This window comes from Pseudomonas sp. LAMO17WK12:I1, assembly GCF_900177315.1.
GTDB lineage: Bacteria > Pseudomonadota > Gammaproteobacteria > Pseudomonadales > Pseudomonadaceae > Aquipseudomonas > Aquipseudomonas marginalis.
The window spans coordinates 519,162-537,671 of record NZ_FWZV01000001.1; the positions used below are offsets into that span (position 1 = coordinate 519,162).

13 protein-coding genes are annotated in these 18,510 nt (G+C 63.2%); 6 read left to right on the plus strand and 7 right to left on the minus strand.

Annotated elements, in window-relative coordinates; translation table 11 throughout:
- Window position 1: 1 nt before the first annotated feature.
- A complete protein-coding gene (gene dhaL, locus B9N88_RS02280) occupies window positions 2-649 on the plus strand; it encodes a dihydroxyacetone kinase subunit DhaL (RefSeq protein ID WP_027608643.1) in 648 nt (215 codons plus the stop codon).
- Here the strand turns inward: dhaL and B9N88_RS02285 are convergent.
- Window positions 606-1,502 carry a LysR substrate-binding domain-containing protein gene (locus B9N88_RS02285; RefSeq protein WP_027608644.1) on the minus strand — a complete coding sequence of 299 codons (897 nt, stop codon included), beginning with the start codon at window positions 1,500-1,502 and terminating at the stop codon, window positions 606-608. The two genes, dhaL and B9N88_RS02285, sit on opposite strands and share 44 nt — an antisense overlap.
- A 150-nt stretch (window positions 1,503-1,652) precedes the next feature.
- On the opposite strand from B9N88_RS02285, the gene B9N88_RS02290 reads away from it, so the two are divergent.
- Complete coding sequence (locus tag B9N88_RS02290; RefSeq protein ID WP_027608645.1) at window positions 1,653-3,161, plus strand: MFS transporter; 1,509 nt, start codon at window positions 1,653-1,655, stop codon at window positions 3,159-3,161.
- Between the two features lie 234 nt (window positions 3,162-3,395).
- On the opposite strand, the gene sohB is transcribed toward B9N88_RS02290, so the two are convergent.
- The gene (sohB, locus tag B9N88_RS02295; protein ID WP_027608646.1) at window positions 3,396-4,421 is read right to left on the minus strand and encodes a protease SohB; all 1,026 of its coding nucleotides are present in this window, start codon (window positions 4,419-4,421) and stop codon (window positions 3,396-3,398) included.
- Window positions 4,422-4,616: 195 nt separating this feature from the next.
- On the opposite strand from sohB, the gene B9N88_RS02300 reads away from it, so the two are divergent.
- Both B9N88_RS02300 and B9N88_RS02305 read left to right on the plus strand, forming a co-directional pair.
- Window positions 4,617-5,327 (plus strand): histidine phosphatase family protein, encoded by a 711-nt coding sequence (locus B9N88_RS02300; protein WP_027608647.1) that lies wholly within the window; start codon window positions 4,617-4,619, stop codon window positions 5,325-5,327.
- A 56-nt stretch (window positions 5,328-5,383) separates the two neighbouring features.
- The gene (locus tag B9N88_RS02305) at window positions 5,384-5,698 is read left to right on the plus strand and encodes an SCP2 sterol-binding domain-containing protein (RefSeq protein WP_027608648.1); all 315 of its coding nucleotides are present in this window, start codon (window positions 5,384-5,386) and stop codon (window positions 5,696-5,698) included.
- 67 nt (window positions 5,699-5,765) lie between these two features.
- On the opposite strand, the gene B9N88_RS02310 is transcribed toward B9N88_RS02305, so the two are convergent.
- Together B9N88_RS02310 and B9N88_RS02315 are read right to left on the minus strand one after the other, a co-directional pair.
- Window positions 5,766-8,402, minus strand: coding sequence for an MGH1-like glycoside hydrolase domain-containing protein (locus tag B9N88_RS02310; protein WP_027608649.1), 2,637 nt, complete (start codon window positions 8,400-8,402; stop codon window positions 5,766-5,768).
- A 69-nt stretch (window positions 8,403-8,471) separates the two neighbouring features.
- Complete coding sequence (locus tag B9N88_RS02315; protein WP_027608650.1) at window positions 8,472-9,881, minus strand: OprD family outer membrane porin; 1,410 nt, start codon at window positions 9,879-9,881, stop codon at window positions 8,472-8,474.
- A gap of 288 nt (window positions 9,882-10,169) precedes the next feature.
- On the opposite strand from B9N88_RS02315, the gene B9N88_RS02320 reads away from it, so the two are divergent.
- A complete protein-coding gene (locus B9N88_RS02320; RefSeq protein WP_027608651.1) occupies window positions 10,170-11,546 on the plus strand; it encodes a 2-oxoadipate dioxygenase/decarboxylase HglS in 1,377 nt (458 codons plus the stop codon).
- A gap of 158 nt (window positions 11,547-11,704) precedes the next feature.
- Here B9N88_RS02320 and B9N88_RS02325 read toward each other — a convergent pair whose 3' ends face one another.
- Complete coding sequence (locus B9N88_RS02325) at window positions 11,705-11,929, minus strand: DUF465 domain-containing protein (RefSeq protein ID WP_027608652.1); 225 nt, start codon at window positions 11,927-11,929, stop codon at window positions 11,705-11,707.
- Window positions 11,930-12,104: 175 nt separating this feature from the next.
- On the opposite strand from B9N88_RS02325, the gene tkt reads away from it, so the two are divergent.
- The gene (tkt, locus tag B9N88_RS02330; protein ID WP_027608653.1) at window positions 12,105-14,162 is read left to right on the plus strand and encodes a transketolase; all 2,058 of its coding nucleotides are present in this window, start codon (window positions 12,105-12,107) and stop codon (window positions 14,160-14,162) included.
- A 119-nt stretch (window positions 14,163-14,281) separates the two neighbouring features.
- Here the strand turns inward: tkt and uvrA are convergent, their stop codons facing one another.
- Together uvrA and B9N88_RS02340 are read right to left on the minus strand one after the other, a co-directional pair.
- Entirely contained in the window at window positions 14,282-16,801 is a 2,520-nt protein-coding gene (uvrA, locus tag B9N88_RS02335; protein WP_027608654.1) for an excinuclease ABC subunit UvrA, read from the minus strand.
- On the minus strand, window positions 16,798-18,510 hold the full coding sequence (locus tag B9N88_RS02340; RefSeq protein ID WP_027608655.1) for an ATP-binding protein: 1,713 nt from the start codon (window positions 18,508-18,510) through the stop codon (window positions 16,798-16,800). Before B9N88_RS02340 ends, uvrA begins: the two co-directional genes overlap by 4 nt.

Here is an 18,510-nt window from a genome sequence, read left to right on the forward strand (position 1 = left end):
CATGAGCCAGCATTTTTCCAGCCACCACGGCAGCGCCATCGTCACCGACCTGGTCAGTGTGATCGTGGCCAACCGTGAATACCTCAGCGAAGTCGACGGCGCGATTGGCGACGGCGACCATGGCATCAACATGGCCAAGGGCTTCGCCCATTGCGGGCGCACGATCGAAGGTCGCCAACTGACCCTCGCCGAAGCCCTGGATGAGCTGACCCTGAGCCTGATGGAAGGCATCGGCGGCTCCATGGGGCCGTTGTATGGCAGCCTGTTTATCGGCATGGCCGACGAAGTGCGCGGCCGTGACGACATCGACGCAGCCACCTTCGCCCACCTGTTGCGCGGCGGCCTGACCTCGTTGCAGGACATCACCGAAGCGGGCGTGGGCGACAAGTGCCTGATGGACACATTGATCCCGGCGGTGGAAGCCTTCGAGCGCGCGCACACCTCGGGGGCGTCCTTCAGTGATGCACTGGAGGCAATGAAAACCGCCGCCTCCCAGGGACGCGACTCCACCAAGGACCTGGTGGCGAAGATCGGCCGCGCCAGTCGCCTGGGCGAGCGCTCACTGGGCGTGCTGGATGCAGGGGCGGTGTCGTGCTGCCTGATCCTTACGCGCCTGGCGGATTCGGTGCAGCCGCGCCTGAGTGCTTGACCTGCTGGATATACCGCGCCACCGCCGGCGCTTTCTCGAAGCGCCGGTGAATCAGCGACAGCCACGAGGACGCGTCGCAGCCCTGAATGCTGCGATACACCACGCCCGGCAACTGCACATGCCCGACCATTGACGCGGGCACCACCGCCACGCCCTGCCCCATCGACACCAGCGCCACCACCGCGACCAGCCCGCCCGGCTGTGGCCCCAGGCGCGGGGCATAACCGCCTTGCGCGGCGACATGCAGGGTGCCGCTGATTTGCTCCGGCAGGATAAATGTCTCGTTTTGCAGGTGTTCGCAGCCAATGGCCGCGAGCCCCAGCAGCCAGGAATCCTGGGGCAGCGCCAGGACAAAACCTTCGCCGTCCAGACGCACCGCCTCTACTCCCTCGGGCAAGGTCATCGGCGAGCGGATGTAGCCGATGTCATAGCGCCCGTCCGCCACCGCACTCGGCAGCGTGGCCATGGCGCATTCGCGCACCGTCACGCTGACGTCGGGAAATGCCTGGCCGAACGCACGCATCTGCCGCTGCAACAGCCCGGCGTACAGCGCCGAAGCCACGTAACCCAATTCGATATGGCCGATCTCGCCACGCCCGGCACGCTGGGCATGGTGCTGGGCGAATTCAAACTGGCGCACGGTGGCTTCGGCCTCGACCAGCAAGGCGGCGCCGGCTTCGGTGAGGCTGACTTCGCGTTGCCGGCGGATAAACAAGCGCGTGCCCAGGCTGGTTTCCATGTCCTGGATCTGCCGGCTCAGGGTCGGTGGCGCAATGCCCAATTGCTCGGCGGCACGGGTGAAGTTGCGCTGCCGGGCCACGGCGAGGAAGTAGCGAAAATGGCGGATATCCATAACAGGATTAGCTCAAAGGTAATGAAGTGCTCCACAGCGGCTAACAATACCAGCAGTGGCCAGGGATAAGCTCGAAGCACCTCAACACTGCAGAGCCCTTGTGATGTCCGTCAACTGCATTCCACCTATTGCCTGCAAGGTAATCCAATCATGAGCCGGGTCAGCCCACGCCTGACGTTGCTCACCGCGTCCGGTGTCTGCTCGCTGATCGTGCTCGACACCAATATCGTCGCCGTGACCCTGCCGAGCATCGCTCGCGACCTGGGGGCGAACTTTGCCGATATCGAGTGGGTGGTCAGCGCCTATATGCTGGCATTTGCCGCCTTGCTCCTGCCGGCCGGGAGCCTGGCCGATCGGTTCGGACGCAAGAAATCCCTGGTCTGGGGCCTGAGTATTTTTATCCTCGCCTCCCTTGGCTGCGGGGCGGCGCCGAGTGCGTTGTGGCTGGACATCGCCCGCGCGGTCAAGGGCGTCGGCGCAGCGTTATTGCTCACGTCAGCCCTGGCCTCCATTGGCCATACCTTCCACGATGAAGTCGAGCGGGCCAAGGCCTGGGCGTTCTGGGGCGCCTGCATGGGCGTGGCGATGACGGCCGCGCCGACCCTGGGCGGCGTGATCACCGAGTACCTGGGCTGGCGCTGGATTTTCTACCTCAACCTGCCCGTGGGCCTGGCGCTGATGAGCCTGGTGCTGCACGCGATTCCGGAATCCCGCGATAGCCAATCCGCCCGCCTCGACCCGTGGGGCAGCCTGGCCTTCAGCGCGAGCCTGTTGTGCCTGATCTGGGGCCTGATCGAGGCCAACCGTATCGGCTGGGATAACCCGCTGACCTATGCACGCCTGATCGGCGGTGCGGTGTTGCTGGGTGTATTTGTAGGGGTCGAACGTGTGCAGCAGCGGCCCATGGTGGACCTGCAACTGTTTCACCACCCGCGTTTTATCGGCGCCTTGCTCGGGATGTTTGCCTACGCCGGCTGCGCCCAAGTGATGATGACGCTGCTGCCGTTCTATCTGCAGAACGGCCTGGACTTCTCCGCGATTGCCTCGGGCCTGGGCATGCTGCCGTTCGCCCTGACCATGCTGGTCTGCCCCCGGATCGGCGCGCGGCTGGCGGGGCGCTTCGCACCGGCAACGATGATGGCGGCCGGGTTGACCCTGGTGGGCTGCGGCAACCTGCTAAGTGCCTGGGCGGTGAATATCGGCGGTTACCTGCCCTTCGCCCTGGCGATTGCCGTCACCGGTGCCGGTGCGGGTTTGCTCAATGGTGATACGCAAAAAAACATCATGGCCTGCGTGCCACGGGACCGTGCAGGGATGGCGTCGGGCATGAGCACCACCATGCGGTTCAGCGCGATCATGTTGGCGATTGGCGTGTATGGCGCACTGCTGAGCAGCCACAGCGAGCACATATTGCGCGCACGTATCGACACGCAATGGCAGGCGCAGGCGGCGGGGATTGCTTCACGGGTGGTGGCCGGGGACATGCCGGCGGCAATGGGCTTGTTGCCCGAGCCGGCACAGGCGGTGGTGCAACCGCTGGCGCGACAGGCGTTTGTGGGTGGATTCAGTTACGTATTGTGGGTGGCGGGGGTGCTGGGATTGCTCGGAGCGCTGGTGGTGGGGAGGCTGATGCGCAAGCCGATACCCACACCGAACTAATGTGGGAGAGGGCTTGCCCTAATACCAGTCAGTTAAGGAGGAACACAGTAACTGCGACGATTCGACAAGCCCGCTCGCCACAACAGCCCTATCTGCCAGGCGTTCAGCGCTGAGCCAACGTTGTGTAGATACCTATGCTCCTATGAGGGTGTGTCAGTAAATGCAACTGTGACTGACCCACCGCCATCGGGGGCAAGCCCCCTCCCACAGGTATTACCTATACCTCAAAGGGGCTTACCAGAAGCGTTGCTGGGTCAGGCGGCTCCACCAGGTCAGCAGCACCCGGTCTACCGAGCCGCTGGCCGCCAGGCCCACCCGTTCCTGCAGGCTTTTACGCTCGGCATAGTGCAGGTGGAACACTTCGGCGGTCTTGGCCTTGGTGGCCAGGTATTCGTCGCTGGTTTGCAGTTCGTCGACCAGTTGCTTATCCAGCGCGGCCACACCCAGCCACACCTCTCCGGTCGCTACGTCATCAATCGCCAGCTGGGGGCGATAACGCGAGACGAAGTTCTTGAACAACTGATGGGTGATGTCCAGGTCTTCCTGGAACTTCTCGCGGCCTTTCTCGGTGTTTTCGCCAAACACCGTGAGGGTGCGCTTGTACTCGCCGGCGGTCAGTACTTCAAAGTCGATGTCGTGCTTTTTCAGCAGGCGGTTGACGTTGGGTAACTGCGCCACCACGCCAATGGAGCCGAGGATGGCAAACGGTGCGCTGATGATCTTCTCACCGATACACGCCATCATGTAGCCGCCGCTGGCCGCGACCTTGTCGATGCACACGGTCAACGGCACGCCCGCCTGGCGGATACGCGCCAGTTGCGATGACGCCAGGCCGTAGCTGTGCACCATGCCGCCGCCGCTTTCCAGGCGCAGCACCACTTCGTCCTTGGGCGTGGCCAGGCTCAGCAGCGCGGTGATTTCATGGCGCAGGCTCTCGGTGGCCGAGGCCTTGATGTCACCGTCGAAATCCAGCACGAACACCCGTGGCTTGGCCTCGGGCTTCTTCTTGCCGTTCTTCTTTTCGGCTTTGCTTTCGGACTTGCGCAGGGCCTTGAGCTGCTCCTTGTCGAGCAGGCTCGACTCCAGGCGCTCACGCAGGCCCTTATAGAAGTCATTGAGCTTGCTGACCTGCAGTTGGCCGGCGGCTTTGCGACGCCCTTTGCTGCGCAGTGCCGCGAAGCTGATCAAGACCACCAGAATAGCGACCACCAGGGTGACGGTCTTCGCCAGAAAGCTCGCGTATTCAGCCAAAAAATCCATGTGTCTCCTTAACAATGCACGGCGCCAGGCGCGGATTGCCCAAGCATACCGACGGGATCGCCGGGCGGCCAGTGCTCAAACCGCCAGCAGGAACGCGCTCCAACGAGCTTTTAAAACAAGCGTATGTTTTTTCATTGACAGCACCCTGGCATCCTCATAACCTCGCCAGACTTTCAACGTACCGGGAAAACGGACGTGGGCAGCATCTATTTGATTCGACATGGCCAGGCCTCCTTCGGTGCAGACGACTATGACGTGCTGTCGCCCGTCGGCGTGGAACAAGCGCAAGTGCTCGGCCGCCACCTGGCGGATATGGGCCTGGTGTTCGACCGCTGCATCGCCGGCGACCTGCGCCGCCAGCAGCACACGGCCGCTGCCGCCTTCGATCAATACAGCACCCTCGGCCTGCCCGTGCCAGCATTGGAAACCGACAGCGCCTTCAACGAATTCGACGCCGACGCAATCATCCGCGCCCTGCTCCCCGACCTGCTCGGCAGCGAACCCGACGCCCTGGACATCCTGCGCAACGCCGCGCAAAACCGCAGCGAGTTCCAGCGCATCTTCGCCCTGATCATCGAGCGCTGGCTGGCCGGCACCTATGACCCGCCGGGACTGGAAAGCTGGCTGGGCTTCGTGGAGCGCGTCCAGGGTGGCCTGCAACGCATTCTGGAAGCGGCGGACAACACGCAGAAGATCGCGGTGTTCACCTCCGGCGGCACCATCACCGCCCTGCTCCACCTGATTACCCGGATGCCTGCCGCCCAGGCCTTCGAACTGAACTGGCAAATTGTTAACACCTCGCTCAACCAGCTGAAATTCCGCGGTCGCGAGGTGGCACTGGCTTCCTTCAACAGTCACACCCACTTGCAACTGTTGAAGGCGCCGCAACTCATCACCTTCCGATGAAGTGCGGCCAACCGTGACCCCAAGGTCACTGGACTCACCATAAAAGGATCGAAACCATGACTGACGTAGCTAAAGCCGTAGAAGCAATGAAAGCCAAATTCAACCCAGCCGCCGCCGACGGCCTGGACCTGGTGTTCGGTTTCCGTATCGACGACACCCAGAACTTCTCGCTGGTGGTCAAGAACAACACCTGCGAACTGCTGGAAGGCGAAAACCCTGACGCCCAAGTGACCCTGGTCATGGACGGCGACACTATGAAAGGCATCGTCAGCGGCGAGACCGACGGCATGCAGGCCTTCATGGGAGGCAAGCTGCGCACCGAAGGCGACATGATGCTGGCCATGAAGCTGAGCGAACTGTTCCCTTCCTGATTCACGGGCAACCCTGAATCTCTGTGGGAGGGGGCAAGCCCCTCCCACATTTGGTCTACGGTGGTATTCAGATCCTGGGCTGTAGCAGCAACGCCACCAACGCACTCCATCCGGTCTGGTGCGAAGCCCCCAACCCCCGCCCCGTCTCGCCATGGAAATATTCATGGAACAACACCAGGTCACGACTGGCCGGGTCCGCCTCCAACTGCGCATACCCCGCCATCGACGGTCGTGAACCGTTTTCATCCCGCAGAAACAGGCGGGTCAAGCGCTGGCTGAGGCTGTCGGCCACGTCCTCCAGGGATGCCAGATACCCGCTGCCCGTGGGGTATTCCACCGAGAAGTTGTCCGCGTAGTAGCGGTGAAATTCCCGCAGCGATTCGATCAGCATGTAGTTCACCGGCATCCACAAGGGCCCGCGCCAGTTGGAATTGCCGCCGTACAGGCGCGAGTCGGATTCACCCGGCTGGTAACGGGCGCACAGGGTGTCGCCATTCATCTTCAGCGCCAATGGCTGCTCGGCAAACGCCTTGGACAGGGAGCGCACGCCAAAGGCCGAGAGGAATTCGTCGTCATCGAGCATGCGCCGCAGCAAATCCTTGGTGCGCTCGCCACGCAACAGCGCCAGCAACAGGCGATTGCCCTGCCCCGGTTCGTTCCAGCGCGACACCAGTTTGGCCAGGTCCGGCCGGTGGTGCATGAACCCCAACAGCCGTTCACGCAACCCCTCCAGCCCTTCGTGTTCGCGCTGCTCCAGCACCAGCACGGCAAACAACGGCATCAGGCCGACAATGGAGCGCAGGCGCACCGGCTCGTTCTGGCCGTCGGGACGGTGCAGTACGTCGTAGAAGAACAGGTCCTGTTCGTCCCACAGGCCTTCGGCGCTGTCATCGACGCGGTTGATGGCGCCGGCGATGTACAGGAAGTGCTCGAAAAACTTTACCGCAATATCGACGTACACGACATTGCGCTTGGCCAACTCCAGGCCGATACGCATCAAGTCCAGCGCATACGCCGCCACCCAGGCGGTGCCGTCGGCCTGATCGAGCTGATACCCCGGCGGCAACGCGGCCGAGCGGTCGAACAAGGCGATATTGTCCAGCCCCAGGAAGCCGCCCTGGAACAGGTTGCGACCCTCGGCGTCCTTGCGGTTGACCCACCAGGAAAAATTCAGCAGCAGCTTGTGGAAGATCCGCTCGAGGAAATCCAGATCGCCCACACCGGTCAGCGCCTTGTCCTGCTGGTACACGCGCCAGCTGGCCCAGGCATGCACCGGTGGGTTGGCGTCGTCGAAGCGCCATTCATAGGCGGGCAGTTGGCCGTTGGGGTGCATGAAGCGGTCCTTCACCAGCAACAACAGCTGTTGCTTGGCATACCCCGGATCGATCAGGGCAAACGCCACCGCCTGGAAGCCCTGGTCCCAGGAGGCGTACCACGGGTATTCCCAGGTGTCGGGCATGGACAGGATGTCGAAGTTGGACAGGTGCCGCCAATGGGTATTGCGGATATGCAGGCGCTCGGGCGGTGGCGCGGGCTGGGCCGGGTCGCCGTCGAGCCACTGGTTCACATCGAAATAGTAGAGCTGCTTGGACCACAGCAAGCCGGCCAGGGCCTGGCGCTGCACATTGCGTGCGTCGTCATCGGTAATGCCTTGCTGCAAGGCGGCGTAGAAGTCATCGGCCTCCTGGCGCCGCTGTTCAAACAGTTTGCGCGCGTTGACCTCGGGCGCGTCCACGGGTGCAAGGCGCAGGTAAAGGCTTTTGCTTTGCAGGCCCGCCAGCTCAAGGATAAAGCGTGCGGCCACCTTGGTACCGGTGTCGCGGCGAATCGCAGCGTCCAGCCCTTCAACCACATAATCGTTGATCCCGTCCTTGAACGGCCCCGGCGCCGGTTGCCCGCCCAGTCGCGGGAAGTTGCTCTCGTTTTCACAGAACAGCCATTCCACGCCCGCCTGCCCCCAGGCGCTGAGACGCAGATCGGGCAGTGCATGATGACGGGCCAGCACGTGTTCGCCGTCCAGCCTCAACTGTGGCTTGGGCGCATCCGAGGTCCAGCTCCAGTCATTGCGCGCCCACAGCTGCGGCAGCACCTGCAGGCGCGTCGGCTGCTGCGAACGGTTGTGCACGGTGACGCGCATGAAAATATCGTCGGGCTGGTGCTTGGCGTATTCGACGCTGACGTCGCAGTAATGGTTGTCTTCGAACACGCCGGTATCGAGGATCTCGTACTCGGCATCGCCCAGCCCACGCCGGGCGTTCTCGGCAATCAGGTCGGCGTAGGGAAAGGCCGCATGGGGGTATTTGTAGAGCATGCGCATATAGGCATGACTGGGCACACCGTCGACGAAAAAGTACAACTCCTTGACGTCTTCACCGTGGTTGCCCTCGGCGTTATTCAGGCCGAACAGGCGCTCCTTGAGGATCGCGTCGCGCTCGTTCCACAGGGCCAGGCCCAGGCACCAGTGTTGCGCCTTGTCGCTGAACCCGGCCAGGCCATCCTCGCCCCAGCGGTAGGCGCGGCTGCGTGCATGTTCATGGGGGAAGTAAGCCCAGGCATCGCCGTCGGCGCTGTAGTCTTCGCGCACCGTGCCCCATTGGCGTTCGCTCAGGTAGGGGCCCCACTCGCGCCAACGCTCGGCATCCGGCGTCGCCAGGCGTTGGCCTTCGATCGTGTCCAGTATTCGGGTGTCGGGTGTGGCCGTCATCGGGTCCTCCATCGCCTACCAGGTGAGGAGCAGTGTAGAGCCCAATGACGCCCGGGTGCACATGAAGACTTAGAAGATGGCGTAGGTGTAGTTGAAGATCAGGCGGGTCTGGTCCTGGTCGGCGGTGCCGGTGTTTTTGCCGTGATAGGTGCCGGTACGCAAGGTGGTACCGAAGCCTTTCAGAGGACCGGCCTGCACCACGTAGTCCAGGCGGAAGTCGGTTTCGTTTTCTTTCTGGTCAGGGCCACCGGCGACCTTCGACTTGATATCCGTACCGTCCAGGTAGGCCACGGACGCTTTCAGGCCCGGCACGTAGGCCTTGAAGTCATACGCATACTGCCCGAAGTTGACCTGCTCGCCCGCTCGGGAGAACTGGCCCACCACCGCATCGGTGAACAGGTAGAAGTCGCTGCCGCCGGCACCTTGGGCGTGGGGATCGGCAAGGCTGCCCTGGTTGACCCACACAAAACCACCATCGTCACCCACGCCAATGTGGCCGAGCATCAGGCTGCTGCCGCCCAGTTGGTAGGTGAACGCGGCACTGTAGGTTTTGTTGTCCACTTCGTTGGCGTGCTTGGCGTAGCCGCCGTTGTTGTTGAACTGGTAGCCACTCTCGCCATTCTTGCCGTCGCTGCTGCTGTCGAAGTAACGCAGGTCGGTCTTGAACGACTGGTCGTTGCCCAGGGGCAGCACGTGGACCAGGCCGACGTAGTTCTGTTTGTAGAAGTCCTGCAACTGGGCGTAGTAGTACTGCAACGTCAGGTTTTTTGCGATGGCGTTGTCGGACGAACCAAACGGCTTGTAGTCCACCCCACCGAACTTGAAGCTGTCGCTGTCGCGCGTACCGCCGGCCACGCTCAAGCCCGTGGAGTTGCTGGAGGCACGGCCTTCGGCGCGGTTCAGCTCGCCGCCGGTGAAGGTGACGTTGGGAATATCGTTGGAGGTGAGGATGCCGCCGTCAAAGGTTTGCGGCGCCACGCGGCTGTCGTTGGAGACCAGGATCGGCAACACCGGCGCCAGGCCACCACCGACATGCAACTCGGTCTGGGAAATGCGGAACTTCACGTTGCCGGCCGCGCGACCGAAGGAGTCGGCCGGCTCGGTGCCGTTGTTTTTGGTTGGGAAGAAGCTGTTGCCATTACCCGCCAGGCCCGGGCCCGCAGTGTGACCATCGCCGCCGTCCAGGCGCAGGGCGCCGAAGGCCATCACGTCGAAACCCAGGCCAACGGTGCCTTGGGTGAAGCCGGATTTGTAGTCGAAACGCAGTGCGGTAGCAGCTTCGCGCAAGTCGTTGTTGGTGCCCGAGCGGTTATCTGCGCTGTAGTACATGGTCCGCGAACTGACGGACGCATGGCTGTCTTCGAGAAAGCCGCTGTGGCCATTGCCCGTACCCAGCGAGCCGAGCCCGAAGTCATCAGCGTAAGCCTGTTGTGCAAGAACGGCGGCGGTGATCGACAGCGCCAGTGTAGAAATTTTCATTAACTGCGGCCCCTGAATGTTTTTTTATCGTGTTTGGCGTGCAAACCCACTGTCGGCTCTGCAAACGTGACGATTCTTTCATGCCGGCCAGGGCGGACCTCGTGAAGCTTTCTTTAGAAAAGGGCCTGGAAAATGAAATTTCCCTGCCGCCGTTTTTTGTCATATTCACGTCATTTCATTCATTTGCAGAATGAAGTCCAGAGGATTCTTCGTTTGCACGCCCGCCCACAGCCCAACAAAATCCAGGTATCGGCCGCTCCCATCAGCATCGTGATCAGGAATTTTTCTATGCACAGCACCGCACATGTCAGCCCCGACGAGATCCGCAAGGGCTTTTCCAAGGCCATGTCCGACATGTACCGAGATGAAGTTCCGCTGTATGGCGCACTGATGGAGCTGGTCGCCGCCACCAACGCCCGCGTACTCGCCAGCGAACCGGACCTGGCGCAACAGCTGCAACGCACCGGTGAGATCCAGCGCCTGGACATGGAACGCCATGGCGCCATCCGCCTCGGCACCGCGGCGGAACTGGCGACCATCGGCCGCCTGTTCGCGGTGATGGGCATGCAGCCGGTGGGTTACTACGACCTGACCCCCGCCGGCGTGCCGGTGCATTCCACGGCGTTCCGCGCCGTGCACGAAAGCGCGCTGCAGACCAGCCCGTTTCGCGTGTTTACCTCGCTGCTACGCCTGGAGCTGATCGAAAACCCCGAGCTGCGCAGGTTTGCCGAAACCGCCCTGGCCAAGCGCTCGATCTTCACTCCCCGCGCCCTGGCGCTGATCGAACAAGCGGAGAAGGACGGTGGCCTCAACGCTGCGGATGCCGATGAGTTTGTGCGCCAGGCCCTGGAAACCTTCCGCTGGCACCACACCGCGACCGTGACCGCCGCGCAGTACCAGCAACTCAGCGACCAGCACCGCCTGATCGCCGACGTGGTGGCCTTCAAGGGCCCGCACATCAACCACCTGACCCCGCGCACCCTGGACATCGACCAGGTCCAGGCCGCCATGCCCGGCAAGGGCATCACCCCCAAGGCCGTGATCGAAGGCCCGCCCCGCCGCCAGTGCCCGATCCTGCTGCGCCAGACCAGCTTCAAGGCCCTCGACGAACCCATCGCCTTCACCGATGCCCAGGGCAGCCACAGCGCGCGTTTCGGCGAAATCGAACAGCGTGGCGTGGCGCTGACGCCCAAGGGCCGCGCGCTGTACGACCAACTGCTGAATGCCGCGCGCGACGAACTGGGCGCCTTCCCCAACGAGGGCAATGCCGCGCGTTACATGCAGTTGATGGAGCAGCACTTCCAGGCCTTCCCGGATAACCACGGGCAGATGCGTGAGCAGGATCTGGCCTACTTCCGCTACTTCGCCACGGAGAAAGGCCTGGCGGCACGCGGCCAGGCCGATCAACCGCGCACACTGGAGGCACTGGTCGCCGCCGGCCATGTGGCTGTCGAACCCTTGGTGTATGAGGATTTCCTGCCAGTGAGTGCGGCGGGGATTTTCCAGTCGAACCTGGGGGATGGGGCGCAGAGTCACTACGCAGCCAATTCGAACCAGGCCGAATTCGAGAAGGCCCTGGGGCGCACGACTGTCGATGAATTGAAGGTGTATGGCGAGACGCAGCAGCGCTCCATAGATGAATGCACTCGGGCACTGCTGGTGTAGAAACGGAAAGTGCCCACCCGGCTCACCGGCGCAATCCTTGCGCCGCAACAGTCCCCAGAGCCGGAAGGGCGAGCGGGATCATAGGCAGGCGGCGCAGAGATGTCTTTCAGGCAATTCTGAAAAAATCTGCGCCCGCTATGGCAGGCGCAGTGTTGCGCTTAACCCAATCGCCCCACAATCTCGTCTTTGACCAACAGGCGTTTCTTCTTCAGCTTCTCCACCTCCTCATCGCTGGCCTTGGCCGATTCCGCCTTCAGCACCTCCCCATCGGCCGCATCGTATTGAGTGAACAGCGAGTCCAGGCGTTTGTCGTTCGCCCTGCGTTCGTGAACGGCTTCCTTGCTCAACCCCAAATCCTGATACAGGTCGTGTTTCACTGGCATGGCGTACCTCCGCAAGTTGATCAATGGCTTACCCCCTTGAAGCTAGCCCATTCCAGCCGGTCTTGTCATGTTCAGGGTCAATCCATCCCCGTTCGTCGCGGCGCGGGCAATGGGATCAAACCTTTGCCACACCCCGCCCTCCACTGTAAATCGCCACCCGAGGGAGAACGGTTTCATGACTCATGCTGCCACCGCTGTCGACACCCAATGCATCAACACCCTGCGCACCCTGGCCATGGACGCCGTGCAGAAGGCCAACTCCGGCCACCCCGGCACGCCCATGGGCCTGGCACCGGTGGGGTATACGCTGTGGAGCCGCTTCCTGCGTTACCACCCCGAGCATCCCGACTGGCCCAACCGTGACCGCTTTGTGTTGTCGGTGGGGCATGCGTCGATGCTGCTGTATTCGCTGCTGCACCTGGCCGGTGTGGTCGAGATCGATGCCCACGGCAAACGTTCGGGGCAACCGGCGATCAGCCTGGACGATATCAAGCAGTTCCGGCAGATGAGTTCCAAGACCCCCGGCCACCCCGAGTACCGCATGACCACCGGCGTGGAAACCACCACCGGGCCGCTGGGCCAGGGCTGCGCCAACAGTGTCGGCATGGCCATGGCCGAGCGTTGGCTGGGCAAGCGTTTCAACCGCGACGACCAGGTGCTGTTCGACTACAACGTCTACACCCTGTGCGGCGACGGCGACATGATGGAGGGTATCAGCAGTGAAGCCGCGTCCATGGCCGGGCACTTGAAGCTGGATAACCTGTGCTGGATCTACGACAACAACACCATCAGCATCGAAGGCCATACCGAGCTGGCCTTCAGCGAAGACGTGATCAAGCGCTTCCAGGCCTATGGCTGGCACACCGTGCACGTCACCGACGCGAATGATTTGCAGGCCTTGAGCGAGGCGCTCAACACCTTCAAGGGCAACACCGGCGCGCCGACCCTGATCGTGGTCGACAGCGTGATCGGCTACGGTTCGCCACACAAACACAACACCGCCGCCGCCCATGGCGAGCCCTTGGGCGATGAAGAGATCCGCCTGACCAAGGCTGCGTATGGCTGGCCGCAGGATTCCAGCTTCCTGGTCCCCGACGAGGCCCGCACGGTGTTGCGTGACGCCCTGCTGGAGCGCAGCCAGCCGTTATATGACGCCTGGCAGCATAGCCTGGCGCAGCTGCAGCAGCACGAGCCGCAACTGGCCGAAGAGCTGCGCCGCATGCGTGCCGGCGAAATGCCGGAGCATTGGCAGGATGACCTGCCCGGTTTCGACCCCGACGCCAAGGGCGTGGCCAGCCGTGCCGCCGGTGGCGAAGTACTGAATGCCTTTGCCCGGCAGATCCCGTGGCTGCTCGGCGGCTCGGCGGACCTGTCGCCCTCGACCAAGACCAACCTCACCTTCGACGGTGCCGGGCGTTTCAGCGCCGACGACTACAGCGGGCGCAACCTGCACTTCGGCATCCGCGAACACGCCATGGGCGCGATTGCCAACGGCATGGCGTTGTCCTACCTGCGGCCGTACACCTCGACATTCCTGGTGTTCAGCGACTACATGAAGCCGCCGATCCGCCTGGCCGCGATCATGGAGCTGCCGGTGGTGTTCGTGTTTACCCATGACTCGATTGGCGTGGGCGAAGATGGGCCGACCCACCAGCCCATCGAACACCTGACCCAACTGCGCGCCACGCCGGGGCTGCTGACCCTGCGCCCCGGCGACGCGAATGAAACCCTGGAAGTGTGGAAGGTCGCGCTGGCGCAGACCCACCGGCCAAGTTGCGTGGTGCTGTCCCGCCAGCCCCTGCCGACGCTGGATCGTACCCAGTACGCGGCGGCATCGGGGGCGGCCAAGGGCGCCTATGTGCTGGCGAAGGCGGATGATCCTCAGGTGATTCTGCTGGCGAGCGGCAGTGAAGTCAGCCTGGCGGTCGCGGCGTATGAGCAGTTGAAAGGCGAAGGGATTGCCGCGCAGGTGGTATCAATGCCCAGCTGGGAACTGTTCGAAGACCAGGACCAGGCCTACCGCGACAGCGTGTTGCCGCCGGCAGTGAAGGCCCGGGTAGTGGTGGAACAGGCCGGGCCACTGGGCTGGGACCGCTATGTCGGCCAGACCGGCGCCAAGGTGGTGATGAACAGCTTCGGCGCGTCGGCGCCGTTGGCGAAGTTGCAGGAGCAGTTCGGGTTTACGGTTGAGAATGTGGTGAAGCAGGCCAGGGCACAGATCAACCTGACCTAACGCTGAGCAAAATGTGGGAGGGGGCTTGCCCCCGATGGCGGTGGCTCAGTCAAATTATTAGCGACTGACACTCCCTCATCGGGAGCAAGCCCCCTCCCACATTTGGACAACATCGCTAGTCAGAGCAGCTCTCGGGCCAGGAATGGCGCGGTGCGGCTGGTTTTGTTTTTGGCCACCTTCTGCGGCGTCCCACTGGCAACCACCTTGCCGCCCAGGTCCCCGGCTCCCGGTCCGATGTCGATCACCCAGTCACTCTGGGCCACCACGCGCATTTCATGTTCCACCACGACCACCGTATGCCCCCCATCCACCAGTTGATTGAGCTGGCTGAGCAGGCGGTCGACATCCCGCGGATGCAGCCCGGTGGTGGGTTCGTCCAGCACATACAAGGTCGCGCCACGGGCATTGCGTTGCAGCTCGGTGGCCAGTTTGATGCGTTGCGCTTCGCCGCCGGACAGTTCCGTCGCCGGCTGCCCAAGGCGCAGGTAACCCAGGCCGATATCCCGCAGCACGTGCAGTGAACGCAGTATCCCAGGTTGTTCGGCGAACACCTCCACCGCTTGTTCCACGGTCAGCCCCAGCACCTGGGCGATGCTCAGGCCTTGCCATTTGACGGCCAGGGTTTCAGGGTTGTAGCGCGCGCCGTGGCAGGTCGGGCACGGTGCGTAGACGCTGGGCATGAACAGCAATTCGACGCTGACAAAGCCCTCGCCTTCGCAGTTCGGGCAACGGCCCTTGGCGACGTTGAAGGAGAACTGCCCGGCGTCGTAATCGCGCTTCTTCGCCGCTGGCGTGGCGGCGAACAACTTGCGCACGTTGTCGAACAAACCGGTGTAGGTCGCCAGGTTGGAACGCGGGGTGCGGCCGATGGGTTTCTGGTCCACCTGCACCAGGCGGCGGATGTGCTCCAGGCCGGCACTGATGCGCCCGCCGCTGATTTGCGGGGCGTCGTCTTCCAGGCTCGGCTCTTCGTCGTTTTCCACCCGGCTGCCGAGGCCGCTGCCCACCAGTTCCAGCAGCGCCTGGCTGACCAGGCTGGACTTGCCCGAGCCGGAAATACCGGTGACCGCCGTAAAGCAGCCCAACGGGACATCCACGCTCAGGTCCTTGAGGTTATTGCGCGTCACGCCTTCCAGGCTCAGCCAGCCGCTGGGTTCACGGCGCGCCGGGTTCCCAGGGCGCTTGTCGGCGAACAGATAGGCCCGGGTCTGCGACGCCTCAACGTCCGCCAGACCGGCCGGTGGCCCGCTGTACAGCACGTGCCCGCCATGCTCGCCGGCGGCCGGGCCCACATCGATCAACCAGTCGGCGCGGCGCATGGTTTCCAGGTCATGCTCCACCACAAACAACGAATTGCCCGCCGCTTTCAAGCGTTCGAGCGCGGTGAACAACGCTTCGCCATCCGCCGGGTGCAGGCCTGCCGAAGGTTCATCCAGCACATAGATCACCCCGAACAATTGCGAACCCAATTGCGTGGCCAAGCGCAGGCGCTGCAACTCCCCGGACGACAGGGTCGGCGTGCTGCGCTCCAGGGACAGATAGCCCAACCCCAATTCGATCAAGGTACTGACCCGCTCCAGCAGATCCTCGGCGATGCGCTGGGCCGCCAGGCGTTTTTCCACCGACAGCTTCATCTTGTCCTGCCCCGCCGCCACCGGCCGCAACAACGTGGCCAATTGCGTCAATGACAGTTGCGACAACTCGCCAATGTCCACCCCGGCAAACTTCACCGACAGCGCCGCCCGGGTCAGCCGCTTGCCCTCGCACAACGGGCAGGCGCTGCCCTGCATGAACTGCGACACGCGCTTCTTCATCAGCGCGCTTTGGGTGTGGGTGAAGGTGTGCAAAATGTAGCGCCGCGCGCCGCTGAACGTGCCCTGGTAGCTTGGCTCCAGCTTGCGTTTCAGTGCATCGCGGGTTTGCGCCGGGGTGAAACCGGCATACACCGGTACGGTGGGGGTTTCTTCGGTGAACAGGATCCAGTCGCGCTGCTTTTTCGGCAGGTCGCGCCAGGGAACATCCACGTCATAGCCCAGGGTCACGAGAATGTCGCGCAGGTTCTGGCCCTGCCACGCCAGGGGCCAGGACGCCACCGCGCGCTGGCGGATGGTCAGGGACGGATCGGGCACCATCAGCGCCTCGGTCACTTCATACACACGGCCCAGGCCATGGCATTGCGGGCACGCGCCCTGGGGCAGGTTCGGCGAGAAGTCCTCGGCATACAACATCGCCTGTCCCGGCGGGTAGCTGCCGGCACGCGAATACAGCATGCGGATCAGGCTCGAGAGGGTGGTCACACTGCCCACTGAGGAACGCGCACTCGGCGTGCCGCGCTGCTGCTGCAACGCCACGGCGGGCGGCAGGCCTTCGATGCTGTCCACATCGGGCACGCCGACCTGATCGATCAGGCGCCGTGCATAGGGCGCCACCGATTCAAAATAGCGGCGCTGGGCCTCGGCATACACCGTGGAAAACGCCAGGGACGATTTGCCCGAGCCGGAGACGCCGGTAAACACCACCAGGGCATCCCGGGGAATGTCCACGTCGACGTTCTTCAGGTTGTGTTCGCGGGCGCCGCGCACCTTTACGAATCCAAGGTGCTGGGCAGTGATCGGAGGCATGGTGCGTTGTGACGTCATGAACAACCTTGTCTGGCGGTGAGCACGCTGCGCAGCCGTTGCGTCAGGGCCTCGGGGCTGTAGGGTTTGCTCAGCAAGTGAATGTCAGCGCTGAGCAGGTGATTGCTGGAGAGGATGTCGCGGGTGTGCCCCGAGGTGAACAGCACCGCCACCGGCGGCGTCTGGACGCGGGCCCACTCGGCCAGGTCGGTGCTTTTGATACGGCCGGGCATCACCACATCGGTGAAGATCAGGTCGGGCCGCACGCCGTCCTGCAAGGCTTGCATCGCGCGGTCGCCGTCTTCGGCGGTCAACACCGTGTAGCCTGCCTGTTCGAGCAGGTCCACCACGGTCACCCGCACATCCTCGTTGTCCTCCACCACCAGGATGGTCTCCTGGCCCATGTCGTGGGACACGGGTTCTGGGTGAGTCTCCTGGACTTCTTCGCCCAGGCTGCGCGGAAAGTACATTTGCACCACGGTGCCCTTGCCCTCCTCGCTCCACACGTCCACATGCCCACCGCTCTGGCGGACAAAACCAAACACCATGCTCAAGCCAAGGCCGGTGCCGTGACCATCGCGCTTGGTGGTGAAAAACGGCTCGAACACCCGCGACAGGATCGCCGCCGGCATGCCCACGCCAATGTCGGTGACGGCCAGGCGCACATACTCGCCTGGCTTGATGCTTTTGCCACGGCAATCCTTGGGGTTGAGGATGATGTTTTCACCGGTGATGCGAATCACGCCTTCGCCTTTCATGGCGTCGCGGGCGTTGATCGCCAGGTTGAGCAGCGCATTTTCCAACTGGTTGCGATCGACGTTGATGCACCAGGAATCCTGGGGCAGCTGCACGTCGATATGGATGGTTTCACCCAACGCACGTTGCAGCAGTTCGCCCAGCCCGGCGTAGATGCGCTGCGGGTTGTACACGGCCGGTGACAACGGTTGGCGCCGGGCAAAGGCAAGCAGTTGCGAGGACAGTTTGGCGCCCCGCTCCACCGCGGCAATGGCCGCCGTGACCCGCCGCTGCACCTGGGCATTCTCCGGTTCATGGCGAGCCAGCAGGTGCAGGTTGCCGGCGATCACTTGCAACAGGTTATTGAAGTCATGGGCCACGCCACCGGTCAGGCCACCAATGGCTTCGAGCTTTTGCGACTGGCGCAGTTGGTCTTCGGCGGCGGAACGCGCCTGGACTTCGGCGGCCACCCGTTGCTCCAGGTTATGGGTCAGTTCCTGGCGCACGCGTTCGGAATGCACGTGGGCGGTGGTCTCCACCACAATCGCCAGCACGCCGGCCGGTTGCTGGTTATCTCCGGCGACAGGGCTGTAATAGAGGTCCAGCCACACCGTTTCCGGCTGGCCGTTGCGCAGCAGCACCAGGTCTTTGTTGTTGAACGACAAGGTGCCGCCGGCCAGGCAGGTGTCCACCACATGGCGGTTGAAGTCGGCGACTTCCGGCCAGCCCAGCTCCACCGGCGTGCCGAGCAAATAAGGATGGCGGCCACCGGCAAACACCGAATAGCTGTCGTTGTAGATCATGTACCCCGCCGGCCCCCAGAGCATCACCATGGGCACGGGGGATGCCAGCATCATCTGCACGGTACAGGCGAGGCTGGTGGACCAGCGATCAAGGGGTCCCAGGTCGGTGGTTGACCAGTCAAATGCGCGAATGCGCTGGGCCATTTCGCCGGCCCAACCTTCACAGCCGTGGGGGTCGGATAAGAATTGCAT